This is a genomic window from Halomonas alkalicola (genome assembly GCF_030704205.1).
Taxonomy (GTDB): Bacteria; Pseudomonadota; Gammaproteobacteria; order Pseudomonadales; family Halomonadaceae; genus Halomonas; species Halomonas alkalicola.
Map to the genome: position 1 here is coordinate 1,838,499 of NZ_CP131913.1, position 13,344 is coordinate 1,851,842.

Below are 13,344 nucleotides of genomic sequence, written 5' to 3' on the forward strand. Positions count from 1 at the left end.
GCTCCTACTGCTCCAGCCCCTGAGCCGTCACCAGCACCGGGTAGTGGGCCAGGCCCAGCCGGCCGGCCAGGTCGTCCCCCGGCGTGGGGCGCAGCTCGAGCCCCGGCGCCGCCTCGCGCAGGCGCTCAAGCCCCTCGGGCGTGGCCACCTCGACGATCAGCCCCACCGCGTTGAACTCGCGCAGGGTCTCCCCGCGGGCCTCCAGCCAGCGCAGCGACAACGCATCGTCACCAACCAGGAAGAAGGGCGTCATGCGGCTCGGCAGCTCCAGCGGTCGAAAGCGCACCTCGCCGGGCGATAGCCGCTCACTGGTCACCGGCAGCATATCCGCCTCGCTGAACGGCACCAGCGCACGCGGATCCGGGGCATAGCCCTCCTCCTCCGGCACATCGGCCATGCCGATGGCGACGAAGTAGGGGCGGGCCGGTTCGCCGCCATGATCGGCAAGCACCTCCAAGACAGGCCGCTCTGCAGGGGACATACGCGGCATGGTCTCCGCCTGGGCACTAGCGGCAAGCAGCCCAAGGAGCCCACCCATCAGAGCGGCTAACGCCCAGCGGCAGCGATTACATTTCACCATCGGTCGACTCTCCCTTAGTTGGCTGCCAGCTGCCGCTGGCGAGACGTTCGCAGCCGCTCGAGCTCGGCGGCGACGATACGGCGATAGCGGGCCGCAGGCTCTCCACCAGCGGGACGGTGGTAGCGCCCGGCCGCCTGCACCCAGTCGCCGGTGGCCTCGAAGTGGCCGCGCAGCAGGCGGGCCGCTTCCTCCAGGTTGGCGTAGGGATCCAGGGCATCGCAGGGATGGGGAAAGCGCTTGCCGGCGCCGAACAGCTGCGGCTGCCAGCGAACGTTGAGCTGGGCGATGCCCACGTCCACGACGCGGGTTTCCTGAAGGGCCAGCACCAGGGCATCGCAGGCCGCCTGGCGCGTCGCGAAGTGGAAGCCTTCCCCCGCCACGTTCAGGGTCCAGGGCCAGGGGCGGCGACCCGCCTTCAGGCTGACCACAGATTCCGCCATGGCCACCGCGTAGAGCACCTCGGGCGGGACCTGGTGCAGGCTTGCCGCATCGAAATAGGCCGGCGGCACCGCGCTCGCCTTGGCCACCGACGACACCCATGCCAGGCCACAGGCAAGCGCGCAGCTCATTGCCCAGCGCCGGCATGCTGTCGGCCTCATGCCCCCTCCTCACCTCGGGTAGACCTGGGGCAGCGACCCCATGGTGATGCCGTGCTCGGGGTCCGGCTGGCCGTGGTTGAGGGTGATGTCCCGCGCCCGCACGCGGTCCGCCGGCACGCCCACGCGGCTGGCCCAGTCGCGTATCACGGCGTCGTCGCCGTCGCTGTCGAGCACGAAGATGTCCATCTGGGCGCCCTGGGCCATCAGCTCGCTGACGGTGCTGTCGCAGCGCTCGCACGCCTCGACCGCCACATACACCGTCAGCCGCGCCTGCAGCGCGCCCTCGTCGGTGAAGTAAAAGGCATTGCGCGGCCGCAGGGTGAACTCGTCCACCGGCATCTCGTCGGGATAGAGGCGCTGCCAGGCCTCGTCATAGGCCCGCTGGAACGCCAGCTCCCGCTCGGTGCGTTCGCGCTCCACGGCCACCAGCAGCTCCGCATAGCGGCGGCGCTCCTCGGCGCTGCGCGCCTCCACGCCCAGGGCAGTGATGGGGTCGAGGTTGGGCGACCAGATCCCTCGCGGACCCTCCATCAGGGTCTCGTAGCGCTCCCAGTCGCGCTCGGTCAGCTTCCAGGCCTCGGCCCGCTGCGTGCGCGTGGTAGTGCGCTCGCTCTCGAGCAGCCGCTGGGCCTCCTGAATCACAGCGGAGGCATAGGGGCGATGCTCCGGGGTGGACTGGGCAGTGGACTGGGCAGCGGCCTGGCTGGCCAGCAGCGCCACGGCAACGGTCATCGCGGAAAGCACAGCAGGTTTCGGGTTTGTCATCGCAGGATCTCCGGTGGGCTCAGGGAATCTGGTCGTCGACGGCGCGGCCGTTGCGGCTGAAGACGGCGCGGGTGCCGCGGATACTGGTCAGCTCCCAGCCATCCTGGCGATCCCCGACGCCCAGCAGCCGGATATCCCGCAGGCTCGACAGGCCGTTGGGCGAAACACCGACGTAGGGGCGCCCGCCCCGGGACTCGACGCCGGTGACCTGGAACGGGGGCGACGGCGGGGCCACTGGCCGCGGCGCCTGGCGGGCAGGTGCCGGGCGTGGCGCCGCCTGCCGGCTCTGCTCGAGTCGCTCCTCCAGCGTCTGGATCTGCTCGTTCTGGGCGGTAACGCGCAGGTTGAGCTCGCTATCCAGGCGACTCAGGTCCTCGGCCAGCTCAGACAGGCGGGGCTCGAGCGGATCCCGCTGCTCCAGCTGAGCCTGTGCGGCGGTGATGCCGGCGGCATTCTCCTGCCCTCGCTGCTCGGCCCGTTCGAGACGCTGATCCAGCTCCGCCAGGCGCTGCTCCAGCGCCGCCTGCTGCGACGCCACTCGGGCGAGCGTCTCCTCCAGCGGTACCAACGCCTGCTGCACCTGGGACTGCACCAGGGATTCCATCGGCACCTCTTCAGGCGCCGGCCTCAACAGCAGCGCTCCTGACACCACGGCACCGGCCAGGCTGACCGCCAGCAGACCGTAGAGGGTCTTCCTGCCGCCCTTCCCTGCCCCGCGCTTGCGGCGATGCTGCGGCTCCGTCGGCTTGTGGTCGGGCGACAGCTCGGTGGTCTCACTCATCGCTCACCTCCGCCACCGCTTCGTTGCGCTCCTCACGGCTATCGTCGCCGTGCCCCGGCGCATAGCGGATATCCCGCACCTGGTAGCAGACCTCTCTGGCGACAGGGTCGACCTCCAGCTCCCAGGCGTCGCCGCCCAGTACCTGAAGGGCTTCGCGCAGCGGCATGGGGCCCAGCCGGTAGTGGGCCGCCGGCAGCGGCTTGCGGTAGAGGGTGCGCTGGGCGGGGCCGGGCGCGGGGCAGAGCGAATAGCCGGTATGGCGCAGGGTGTGATGCAGCGCCTCCTCCACGGTGGTGGTCATGGATGCCGGAATGCGCACGTCGATGGTCTGCTCCAGGAGGTAGCGCTGACCCAGCGAGGCCTGAGTGGCTACCAGCTGATAGCGCCCGGTGCGAATGACCTCGACGGAGGGCAGCTCGTCGCTGTAGATGTCCGGGGTCACGGCCTCAGTTGTCGGCGGGTTGGGGCCGGTGACCACGGCCCGATGCCGCTCGCCGTCTACGTCAAAGTACGGCAGCGAGAGCACAAGAGGGTCGGCATTCGAGGGCTCGTGAGTCTGTGGCGGCTGATGGGCACAGCCCGCCAACAGCGTGGTGGCGATCAGCGCAGCGGTCGAGAGGGTGGGAAGGTTGAGCATGCGTTGCCTCAAGGGAGTCCATTCAATGGCGTTGAGGCAGGAGGTTCTCGGGTTTGCGGGGGCGGGTCGATTGGAAAGCGTAATCTGGCGGGGAAAGGAAAAACGCCCCGGGGTGGGGCGTTTTTCAGGGTTGGGAATCGTCAGTGTCTTGGCATGACGCTGAGCGCCTCGAGCTCACGGCGCACATAGGGTCGATAGTAGTGGTCCAGAGCCAGCTGCAGCCGCAGGCCTGCCGCCTGCTCGCGAAGCCAGCGCGCTGCGCTGACGTTGTCTGCCAGGGCAATCTCCTCCCTGGCCCGCTGCTCCAGTGCCTGCTCGCGCTCGCGTAGCGCAGACGCTTCCTGAACGGTGGGCGGCATGAGCCACTCGAAGGCACCCATCGTAAAGCGCGCTGCTGCCACAAGGCGCCCGTACCGGTCTCGCACCTCGGCGTGAGACAGCATGACCTCCGGGCCGATATGCGCCAGAAAGTCGGGCTCTGCATGGACGATCTCGGTGACCGTCGCAAAGCTGCCAGCGTCGATGACCGTTGTCTCCTCGAACCAGGGGTCCGAGGGAGCGGTGTCGTCATACTCCCAGCGCGTGCCATGCACCGTGAGACGAAACTGCGCGAGCAGCACCGTCTCCCGAATCAGCGCACCTTCGACCGCATAGGGGTTGGGGACAAAGTGTTCCATCGTGGTTCTCCCGTTCATGACAACGCCGGGGAGAACCTTCCCAGCGGGGAGGCATTTCCCCGGCTGGGTGGTTGAATGGAAACGCTATGGATCAGTGCATGGCCGGCGAATCGAAGGAGCCGGCCGCTTCTCCCGCGTGGGCAGCGGCGTAGCCATTGCCGGCTTCAGACGGCTCCACTGAGGCAGCGGATCTGTCGTTGCCGGCAGTCTGCTCGTCGCGGCGGGGTGCCTGGTAAACCATCTCGCCGTTCACCTTTATCCAGCTGATGAACAGCAGGCGCGCCTTGAGACTGACGCCGGTCTGGCCCGCCTTGTCGCCTCTGGAGTAGACGAAGGTGTCCGTCCAGAGGTCGCCCAGCTTGAAGCCCACCAGCACCTTGCGACCTTGATACACCGCCTGACGGCAGCGTTTGACGAGCGCTTCGGCCTCACGGCCGCTGATCCGGCAGTCGAAGCGGGTATAGCCCACATCGTCCGCGGGGCCGTTCAGGGCGGCGATATCGCATGCCCAGAACGCGTCTCCACGCTTCGGCCTGACCTCTCGGATGCGGTTGAGATAGCCAAGGCCGGTGATATGCAGATCGAAGAAGCCAGTGGTGGCACTCTGGTGAGTGGAGTTCGTCATGGAGTGTCTCCTCGGTGGGTTGCGGTGTGCACCCGGGAGACACTCGCCCCCTGCGGGAAGTCGAGTGGCTTCCCGGGTGGGCAAGGGGTGGATTCAGACGCTGGTTCAGCCCATCAGCACGCAGTGGTGCCGAGCGCCTGCCAGGTGGGTGTGGCAGCAGTCGCAGGATGAGGTCGAGAACGCTTCGTCGTACTCGCTATCGCCGACGACGAGGGTGTTCCCGTCGCGCTGCGCTGCGTAGATGGAATCACGCACCTCCCTTTCTCGGGCGGCAGCGCTCTCCTCATCCAGGAAGTGATGCAGCCCGGTGGCATCGTCATTGGCGATGATCATCAGGCAGTCGTCACAGACCATGACATGGTCGTCGACAATCGTGGCCATGGGGTCTTCCTCCAGGTTCCAGGGGGTCCGCCCCCCTGGGGAGGCATCTCCCCGAATGGGTTGTAATCGCAGTGGCATCCAGCCCGAATGGGCGGCCTCGTCTCGGGATGCGCGAGGCCTTGGGTGACGGCGTACCGCCAAGCGGCGCACCCTTGAAACGCCTGGGTGCCTGGGGTGTCTCGGTTGGAACCGGTCGAGACCACCGGGCCGCCAGCGGCGGCACTTGCCCACTGGAAGGCTGCTCATTGCTTGGGCAGCGTCTCCTCGATATCCCCACTCGCAAGACGCGGCACGCCACGTCTTGGGATTGAAGACCATAGAGGGCATCAACAGGGTCGTCGCCGTATCGACAAGTACCAGGATGTCCGCCATGCAACTGGAGCCAAGGCATGTCCCTCGTTGTCTTGCTTCGCTCACGGTGGCACCCGAATCTCTTCGCGGACGCATTCGGTCGATCAAGCACAGATCCCTGCACAAAGGGCTCCCGTTGGTGATGCGGCGGGCTCCGCAGAAGGGCAGGCGTTTCCAGCGTGGAAACGTCAACCGGCCTGGCTGCTACCCTGGCTCAAGGTAGCCGGCAGGCCGGTCGTCGTATGAGATAGGTGGCCAACCAACCAAGTTGGCCTGGGACTAATGAACCTCGAACCCCGACTGTTGATGATGCAGTGTGAGCCGTATAGGCGGGATGGGGCGTATTCGTCTCGCGAGGTGCGAATACTTTGGGGGATTGAGCGTTGGCGCTCAAAGGGCGTTGCGTGATGACCGTCAGCAACCAACGGGGTACGGCTCTCATTATTGAGCCTACCCCTCTTAGGGTCAAGATGATGACGCCTTGCGCCGGCTGCCGGCGCCTTTTCCTGGCGTCTTGCTCTTCGACTGAGGCATCGTCACCGTGGACTCTCGCGCATGCTGCACCAGCTTCTCTACCATCCCGGCCTGACGGCCCATGAACTCCTGCAGCGCCAGGCGCCCTGCCGCGACGTCATCCAACGCCTGTTCCCAGAGCGCCGTCATGCCGGGATTGGTGATGACGGTAGGCAGCGCATCGATCAGCTTCTGGCCGGTCGGCGTCGAAACCAGGGCCCGCTTCTGCCGCTTGATGAAGCCCCGCTTCAGCAGGGTCTCGATGATGCCGGCTCGCGTTGCCTCGGTGCCGATCCCTGCCGTCTCCTTGAGACGCGCCTTCAGTCGCTCGTCTGTCACGAACCGAGCGGCATGCTTCATGGCGGCGACCAGGGTGCCCTCGGTGAAGGGCTTGGGCGGTGTCGTTTGTTTGGCCAGCACCTCAAGCTGACGGGCCTGGCAGCACTCCCCCTCGCTCAGCGACGGCAGCGGGGGCGCTTCCCGTTCCTCGTCGCCGCCATCTCCAACCGCCGCCCGGGGAAAGAGTTCGCGCCACCCTTCCACACGCACCTGCCGCCCTGAGGCCACAAACGCTTCGCCCTCCAGGTCTACCCGCACCTCGGTCCGATCGTACTCGTGAGCCGGCAGAAACTGGGCCAGGTAGTGGCGACGAATCAGGTCGTAGACGTTGCGCTCGTCATCGCTCAACTTGGCCAGGTCGCAGGCCGCGGTCGGGATGATGCCGTGGTGGGCGGTAATCTTGCTGTCGTTCCAGACACGGCTCTTGCGGCTCGTGTCCAGCCGCTGGCGAAGCGGTGACAGCACCTCATCCGAATGCAGCAGCATCGTCACGATGCGCTCGGCATCATCGCGCTGCGACTCCGGCAGATACCGACAGTCGGTTCGCGGGTAGCTGGTCGCCTTGTGGACTTCGTAGAGCGCCTGGGCGATATCCAATACCTGCTGGGCACCGTAACCAAAGCGGCGCGACGCCTCCTGCTGCAGCGATGAGAGATCCATCACCAGTGGCGCCGCCTCCTTCTTGCGGCTCGTCTCGAGGTGGCTGACACCCCCCTGCTGCCCGGTGACTCGCTGAGCCAATGACCGGGCGGCTTCCTCGCTGACGCAGCGCCCCGCGGCATCCTGGATCGAGGCATCACTCGGTTGCCACTTCGCCTGAAAGGTCCCGCCCGACGCCTGCAGATGCGCCACGACTTCCCAGAAGGGCTGGGGAACGAAGTTGGCAATCTCCCGGTCGCGATCCACGACCAGCCGCAGTGCAGGCGTCTGTACACGTCCCACCGAGAGCACTCCCTGATGGCCCTGTCGCTGAGCCAGCACCGTATAGGCCCGGGTCAGATTCATCCCGACCAGCCAATCGGCCCGGCTACGCCCAAGGCCAGCCAGATATAGCGGGTAGGTCGCCTCGCCGGGCCTGATGCCGGCCAGGGCCTTGCGGATCGAGGCATCATCCAGGGCCGAGAGCCACAAGCGGGTGACCTTCCCCCGATAGCCGCAGTGATCCAAGATTTCGCGGGCGATGGTTTCCCCTTCCCGGTCGGCATCGGTGGCCACTACCACCTCGGTCGCCTGGCCCAGCAGCTTCTTCACGACACCGAACTGCTTGCGGCCGCTCTTCTTGATTTCCATCTTCCAGGTAGAAGGCAGAATCGGCAGCGCTTCCAGCGACCAGCGCTTGAGCGCTGGATCGTACTGCTCCGGCGGAGCCTGCTCGAGCAGGTGCCCGAACCCCCAGGTCACGACACACCCCTCGCCCTTCAAGAAGCCCTCGCTGCGCTGGCCGGCACCAATCACGCGGGCAATATCTCGGGCCTGCGAAGGCTTCTCGCACAGGAATAGACGCATTGGCACACCTCCCACATAAGCGTGGAGGGCAGCATGGCAAGGCAGTGGAAGGGAGCGAAGCAAGAAAGGGAACGAGCGCGAATTGGCTTTGTTACACCCGGGGGAGAGGCGAGGGCAAAGGCCCGATACGAGGTCGGGCCAGGATGGACTAGGCGTAAGTATTGATCAGGGTACCCAGGTTGCCGCTACTGGCCAGCTGCGGGTCTGCGGCGGCCGACTCCATCAGAGCAGCGACCTGATCTTTCTGAATATCGAGGGCTTCCTTGAACACCTGCATCTGGACCTGCTGGGCAGCCTGCGCTTGCTGCAGTACCAGGGCCTGACTCACTGCGCTGTTGACGGCGGAATCCATGTCACGCCTCCCTCCTTGTGAATAGAGCCCAAGCCTACCAGGCGAGTCATGGGAGGGGCAAAGCGGGCGTCTGCGACTGATCCTTTATTATGCCGTCTTCAAGAGTTAGCCATCAGCTCGGCGACGTCCATCACGTCGCCCAGGAGGAACAGCATCTGGGTGCCGTTAGAGCCGGCACCTCTGACAATGGGCTGGGGCGGCGCATGGCCGCGAAGGTCGCGGCCATGCTGAAGGGCATCCTTGAACTCGGTGACACGAACACCCAGCAGCTGCGCTGCATGAGTGATGCCGATCCGCTCTTTTCTCAGTGCTGGCGATGTCACCGAATGCCCTCCTGTCTGCGCTAACGGAGCGCCATAGGGAAACGCTCCTCAAGCGCCTCACCCATGGCATCCCCATCGTACCCGGCACTGGTCGTTGGCAGGTACTCTACGTTGATACGAGAGCCACTGCCGTCGCGCTGTATTTGAGCTTTCAGCACCAGGGAGTGCTCGGCCCCGTTAACGGCCTGCCTGGCATAGTCACTCATCTGGTAGAAAGCGCCGGGCGTGGCATCGAAGTGCCAGGCATTGTCCATCATCGCCCACTGGTCAGAGTTGCTGTTCGGGTTGAAGTCCGCATCGGAGCGGAATCCGAACTCGGAACGCACCCGAGCATAGGCCGTATCCACATCAAGCGGCGATGCCATGCTGAAGCGCCCATGCCGGCTACTTGCCGATACTTCCTGGCCGCTGCTGGCTGCCTCAGCATCCTTTTCGATAGCAGGCTGCTGCCCGGGGTCGTAATTGACTGGTTCCCCGGTCACCGGATTGTTGATACAGGTCAGGCAGCGCCCTTGAGAGTAGAGATGGTCCTGTGTGGCACAGCCCACTACCAGCGTCACAGCAACGCCCAGGCCCATCCAGCACAGCACCCTCTTGGCTCCCTTCATCATTCTTCTCCTTGATTCATCCATGATCTTTCAGCGGCTAGCCCCCGTAGCCTTCCTGGCTGGCTCCCGGGCCGCTGGCATACTGCTCAGCCGGCTGTTGATGGCTATGGGGGGCATCCATGATTACCTGAGCCACCCGGTGAGGCAAGATAGCGACCCGGTCTGCCTGCACCTTGAACGCCGTTCGCGTCTCGCCGCTCTGCTCCCAGCTGTCCTGAACCATCTTGCCCACTACCACAATCCGCATGCCCCGCTGGTACAGTCGGGACCAGCGCTCGGCATCACGGTGCCACCACTCCACATCGGCCCAGAAGCCACCACGATCCACGATCTCTCCATCCTTGGGGACCAGGTTATCGAATCGCACGTTTAGCCTGAGCAGCGTGCGGGGCGGCTGGTTCTCACGCACGGGGAATGTCCGAACCTCCGGATCGCTGCCGATATTTCCCTCACCGTAAAAGCGGGTGCCCATGGGTATCCTCCTTGGTCGTTATCGCTGAAATGAGACGGCATGCTCGATATCGGCCAGCGCCTTGCCGATTCGCTTGATCGACCAGTTGATCGTGGCCGCCTTGGCATTGAACACGCAGCGCTGCACCTCGAGATCGATGACGGACTGCCGCATCGCCTCGGATATGTCGTCGCGAGACAGGAACGTTTCCAGCAGCCAAAGCCCCATGCTCCTCTGCCTGTTATCGCGGAGTTAAGCTCAGTTCTTGTGTATGGAGGGCAGTAGAGAGGGTGGCGTATCCTGTTGATTGATCTCGCTAGATCACAACCAACATAGGACGGATACGCCATGACCGATTCTACTCTCCAAGCCGTGACGCAGCCAGACGCAGGTGCCACCGATCCGCTGCATGAACTGCTGCGTAAGGGAGCCCGAGACCTGATCGCCAAGGCCGTGGAGGCGGAGTTGAGCACGTTTCTGGAGCTATATGCCGACAAGACGCTGGAAGACGGCCGTCGAGCCGTCGTCCGCAACGGCTACCTGCCGGAGCGCACCGTGCAGACCGGTATCGGCGATGTCGAGATCAAGGTGCCCCGGGTCCGTGACCGCAGTGGCGACGGGGTGACCTTCAGCAGCGTGCTGCTGCCGCCCTACCTGAAGCGGGCCCGCAGTATCGATGAGCTGATCCCCTGGCTCTACCTGAAGGGAGTCTCCACCGGCGATTACCAGGAGGCCCTGTCGGCCCTGCTGGGTGACCAGGCCAAGGGTCTCTCGGCCAACACCGTGTCGCGGCTCAAGAAGCAGTGGGAGGACGAGCATGCCGACTGGCAAAAGCGTGACCTGGCAGAGCAGCGCTATGTCTACTGGTGGGCGGACGGCGTGTACAGCAACGTGCGCATGGATGACCGCCTGTGCCTGTTGGTGATCATCGGCGTCACCGAGCAGGGTCGCAAGGAGCTGGTGGCTGTCGAGGATGGGCAACGCGAGTCGGAGGCCAGCTGGAAAGAGCTGCTCACGGGTCTACGCGAGCGCGGACTGACCACTGCCCCCAAGCTGGCGGTCGGCGACGGCGCCATGGGCTTCTGGGCTGCACTGAGCAAGGTCTATCCGGAGACCGATCACCAGCGTTGCTGGGTCCACAAGACCGCCAACATACTGAATAAGCTGCCGAAATCCGTGCAGCCCAAGGTCAAGGCCGACCTTCACGAGATCTGGATGGCCGAGACCCGCGATGAGGCACACAAGGCCTTCGATCGCACCGTGAAACGCTTCGAGGCCAAGTACCCCAGAGCCATGGAGTGCCTGGCCAAGGATCGGGAGGAGTTGCTGGCGTTCTATGACTACCCGGCAGAGCACTGGGTGCATATCCGCACCACCAACCCGATCGAATCGACCTTCGCCACGGTCCGCCTGCGGAGCAAGCGGAGCCGGAATTGCGGCTCCAGAGCGACGACCCTGGCGATGGTCTTCAAGCTGCTTCAGAGCGCCCAGAAGCGCTGGAAGCGGATCAAGGGGTTCAACAAGCTGGAGCTGGTCGTGAACAACGTCCAGTTCCAGGATGGCGAGCCCTTGACCGATCAGTCAGACAGGTCTGCCGCCTGACCGGCTATACACAGGATTTGACAATAACTCGTTATCGCGCCACTGCAGCGTTCTGGCAGGAACGCCTGATTTACCCCATGGGGTCAGCCAGAGGTCGGTCGACTTCAGCAACCCCCCATTCGCCTGCGAGGCTATATCGATCGCCTCTTGCCGCGCCGCTCTTGCCGACTCCTCCAACTCATCACGGAGCCGAATCAGCTCCCCCTTACCCTTAAAGGGTTTTAAAAAACCCTTTGCGTACCTGTTGAATGCATCATTGCCATAGCTGTTCGATGCGGTATCCAAGCTGCCCCCTCATGCACTTGCCGTGATGCCACTGGCATCACCCCGAAGACCTCCCTCCGGCACCACCGCCCAGGTGATTACACTGGAATCACCCCAAGGCCTCCTCCGGCACCACCGCCCAAGTGATGCCACTGGCATCACCCCGGAGGCCTCTTCGGCACCACCGCCCAAGTGATGCCACTGGCATCACCCTGGAGGCCTCCTCGGCACCACCGCCCAGATGATTCCAGTGGAATCACCCCCGGGGCCCTCCCCGGCACCACCGACCAAGTGATGCCACTGGCATCACCCTGGAGGCCTCCTCGGCACCATCGCCCAAGTGATGCCACTGGCATCACCCTGGAGGCCTCCTCGGCACCGCCGATCAAGTGATTCCAGTGGAATCACCCCGGAGACCTCCCTCCGGCACCGCCGCCCAGGTGATTCCAGTGGAATCACCCCCGGGGCCCTCCTCGGCACCACCGCCCAAGTGATGCCACTGGCATCACCCTGGAGGCCTCCTCGGCACCGCCGCCCAGGTGATTCCAGTGGAATCACCCCCGGGGCCCTCCCCGGCACCACCGACCAAGTGATGCCACTGGCATACCCCTGGAGGCCTCCCCGGCACCACCGACCAAGTGATGCCACTGGCATCACCCCAGAGACCTCCTCGGCACCACCGCCCAAGTGATGCCACTGGCATCACCCTGGAGGCCTCCTCGGCACCACCGCCCAAGTGATGCCACTGGCATCACCCTGGAGCCCTCCCCGGCACCACCGACCAAGTGATGCCACTGGCATCACCCCAGAGACCTCCTCGGCACCACCGCCCAAGTGATGCCACTGGCATCACCCTGGAGCCCTCCCCGGCACCACCGACCAAGTGATGCCACTGGCATCACCCCAGAGACCTCCTCGGCACCACCGCCCAAGTGATGCCACTGGCATCACCCTGGAGGCCTCCTCGGCACCGCCGCCCAAGTGATGCCACTGGCATCACCCTGGAGGCCTCCTCGGCACCACCGATCAAGTGATGCCACTGGCATCACCCTGGAGCCCTCCCCGGCACCACCGACCAAGTGATGCCACTGGCATCACCCTGGAGGCCTCCTCGGCACCGCCGCCCAGGTGATTCCAGTGGAATCACCCCGGGGCCCTCCTCGGCACCGCCGCCCAGGTGATTCCAGTGGAATCACGTCGAGGGAGCGTCTCCTGGCTCCCCAGCGGAAGGCGGTGAGTCTCCTTTCGACTCGCCGTCGCTGCCGGCCCTCGCGGCCTCAGCTGGCTTGGCAATCGGCGGTGCAAACTCGCTGCGCCGCTTGCCGGAGAGCACATCGTCAGGGAGTGCGCCGAACTTCTCGATGGCGTCTCGAGCCTTGGCATTGTTGGCGGCAAAGTCATCCCGGGTGGCACCGCTGAAGCCGGGGTACTTCTGGGTGCTCGCGCACAGGCTGCGCAGGAGGTGACCCCCCACCCGGACGTACTCCTCCATCTGTCGCCGGCCAATCAGGGCGATATGGTGAGCAAGCATGACGCGCCTGACGAAGCGGTCGAAATCGATCAGCAGGCGCAGAGCGAGCCAGCCGTGTTGGCCGCCCGTATAGACGGGAATCTTGAGGGGCTGCTGGTTGAGATTCTCTTCCACGTCCAGCTCTGGCGGCAGCTGAGCCAGCAGGTTATCCAGCTCCTGAAGGCGCTGGTCCAGCTGAGCTCGCGTCTCGGCGAGCTTGGCATCCAGCTGCAGCAGCCAGTGATCCGCATAGGGGTCATCCTTGGCGGCGTTCTGCTTGATCGCACCGCAGATCAGCAGAAACTGCCGCATGCCGATAATCTGCGGACGCCCTGTCTCGACGCCTCGCCCCTTCCAGATCCGTGCTGCGTGATGGGTGTGTAGCGTCAGCTCGATCTTGCTGCGCAGTGCTCCCAGGCGATCAACGGCCATGTCGCGTTGCCCTCATGCTGATGTGTGTCCGCGGTACGGCAGGCACTG

At 65.0% G+C, this 13,344-nt stretch carries 16 protein-coding genes; 1 reads left to right on the plus strand and 15 read right to left on the minus strand.

The genetic code is table 11. From position 1 onward, the window contains the following. Positions 1–4: 4 nt before the first annotated feature. The 14 genes from B6N23_RS08735 to B6N23_RS08800 form a co-directional block, all read right to left on the minus strand. Positions 5–451, minus strand: coding sequence for an integrating conjugative element protein (locus tag B6N23_RS08735; RefSeq protein WP_305503758.1), 447 nt, complete (start codon positions 449–451; stop codon positions 5–7). A gap of 143 nt (positions 452–594) precedes the next feature. Then, entirely contained in the window at positions 595–1,179 is a 585-nt protein-coding gene (locus tag B6N23_RS08740) for a transglycosylase SLT domain-containing protein (RefSeq protein ID WP_305497885.1), read from the minus strand. 9 nt (positions 1,180–1,188) lie between these two features. Further along, positions 1,189–1,944: a TIGR03759 family integrating conjugative element protein gene (locus B6N23_RS08745; RefSeq protein ID WP_305497887.1), complete on the minus strand. Its 756-nt coding sequence runs from the start codon at positions 1,942–1,944 to the stop codon at positions 1,189–1,191. A 19-nt stretch (positions 1,945–1,963) separates the two neighbouring features. Continuing rightward, the gene (locus B6N23_RS08750; RefSeq protein ID WP_305497889.1) at positions 1,964–2,725 is read right to left on the minus strand and encodes a hypothetical protein; all 762 of its coding nucleotides are present in this window, start codon (positions 2,723–2,725) and stop codon (positions 1,964–1,966) included. Further along, positions 2,718–3,362: a PFGI-1 class ICE element type IV pilus protein PilL2 gene (gene pilL2, locus B6N23_RS08755; protein ID WP_305497891.1), complete on the minus strand. Its 645-nt coding sequence runs from the start codon at positions 3,360–3,362 to the stop codon at positions 2,718–2,720. The genes B6N23_RS08750 and pilL2 overlap by 8 nt, the downstream gene beginning before the upstream one ends. Positions 3,363–3,502: 140 nt before the next feature. Further along, a complete protein-coding gene (locus tag B6N23_RS08760) occupies positions 3,503–4,039 on the minus strand; it encodes a hypothetical protein (RefSeq protein WP_305497893.1) in 537 nt (178 codons plus the stop codon). A 91-nt stretch (positions 4,040–4,130) separates the two neighbouring features. Further along, a complete protein-coding gene (locus B6N23_RS08765; RefSeq protein ID WP_305497895.1) occupies positions 4,131–4,664 on the minus strand; it encodes an STY4534 family ICE replication protein in 534 nt (177 codons plus the stop codon). 105 nt (positions 4,665–4,769) lie between these two features. Beyond that, positions 4,770–5,045: a hypothetical protein gene (locus B6N23_RS08770; RefSeq protein ID WP_305497897.1), complete on the minus strand. Its 276-nt coding sequence runs from the start codon at positions 5,043–5,045 to the stop codon at positions 4,770–4,772. 816 nt (positions 5,046–5,861) lie between these two features. Further along, positions 5,862–7,754, minus strand: a complete 1,893-nt coding sequence (locus tag B6N23_RS08775) for a DNA topoisomerase III (protein WP_305497899.1) — start codon at positions 7,752–7,754, stop codon at positions 5,862–5,864. A 148-nt stretch (positions 7,755–7,902) separates the two neighbouring features. Then, on the minus strand, positions 7,903–8,106 hold the full coding sequence (locus tag B6N23_RS08780) for a putative motility protein (protein WP_305497901.1): 204 nt from the start codon (positions 8,104–8,106) through the stop codon (positions 7,903–7,905). 98 nt (positions 8,107–8,204) lie between these two features. Beyond that, positions 8,205–8,429 (minus strand): hypothetical protein, encoded by a 225-nt coding sequence (locus tag B6N23_RS08785; protein ID WP_305497903.1) that lies wholly within the window; start codon positions 8,427–8,429, stop codon positions 8,205–8,207. Between the two features lie 20 nt (positions 8,430–8,449). Further along, the gene (locus B6N23_RS08790; RefSeq protein ID WP_305497905.1) at positions 8,450–9,040 is read right to left on the minus strand and encodes a hypothetical protein; all 591 of its coding nucleotides are present in this window, start codon (positions 9,038–9,040) and stop codon (positions 8,450–8,452) included. Positions 9,041–9,074: 34 nt separating this feature from the next. Next, entirely contained in the window at positions 9,075–9,509 is a 435-nt protein-coding gene (locus tag B6N23_RS08795) for a single-stranded DNA-binding protein (protein ID WP_305497908.1), read from the minus strand. 18 nt (positions 9,510–9,527) lie between these two features. After that, positions 9,528–9,716 (minus strand): hypothetical protein, encoded by a 189-nt coding sequence (locus tag B6N23_RS08800; RefSeq protein ID WP_023004932.1) that lies wholly within the window; start codon positions 9,714–9,716, stop codon positions 9,528–9,530. 120 nt (positions 9,717–9,836) lie between these two features. On the opposite strand from B6N23_RS08800, the gene B6N23_RS08805 reads away from it, so the two are divergent. Further along, positions 9,837–11,090 carry an IS256 family transposase gene (locus B6N23_RS08805; RefSeq protein WP_305497910.1) on the plus strand — a complete coding sequence of 418 codons (1,254 nt, stop codon included), beginning with the start codon at positions 9,837–9,839 and terminating at the stop codon, positions 11,088–11,090. A 1,456-nt stretch (positions 11,091–12,546) separates the two neighbouring features. Here B6N23_RS08805 and B6N23_RS08810 read toward each other — a convergent pair. Further along, complete coding sequence (locus B6N23_RS08810; RefSeq protein WP_023004985.1) at positions 12,547–13,296, minus strand: PFL_4669 family integrating conjugative element protein; 750 nt, start codon at positions 13,294–13,296, stop codon at positions 12,547–12,549. Positions 13,297–13,344: the final 48 nt, after the last annotated feature.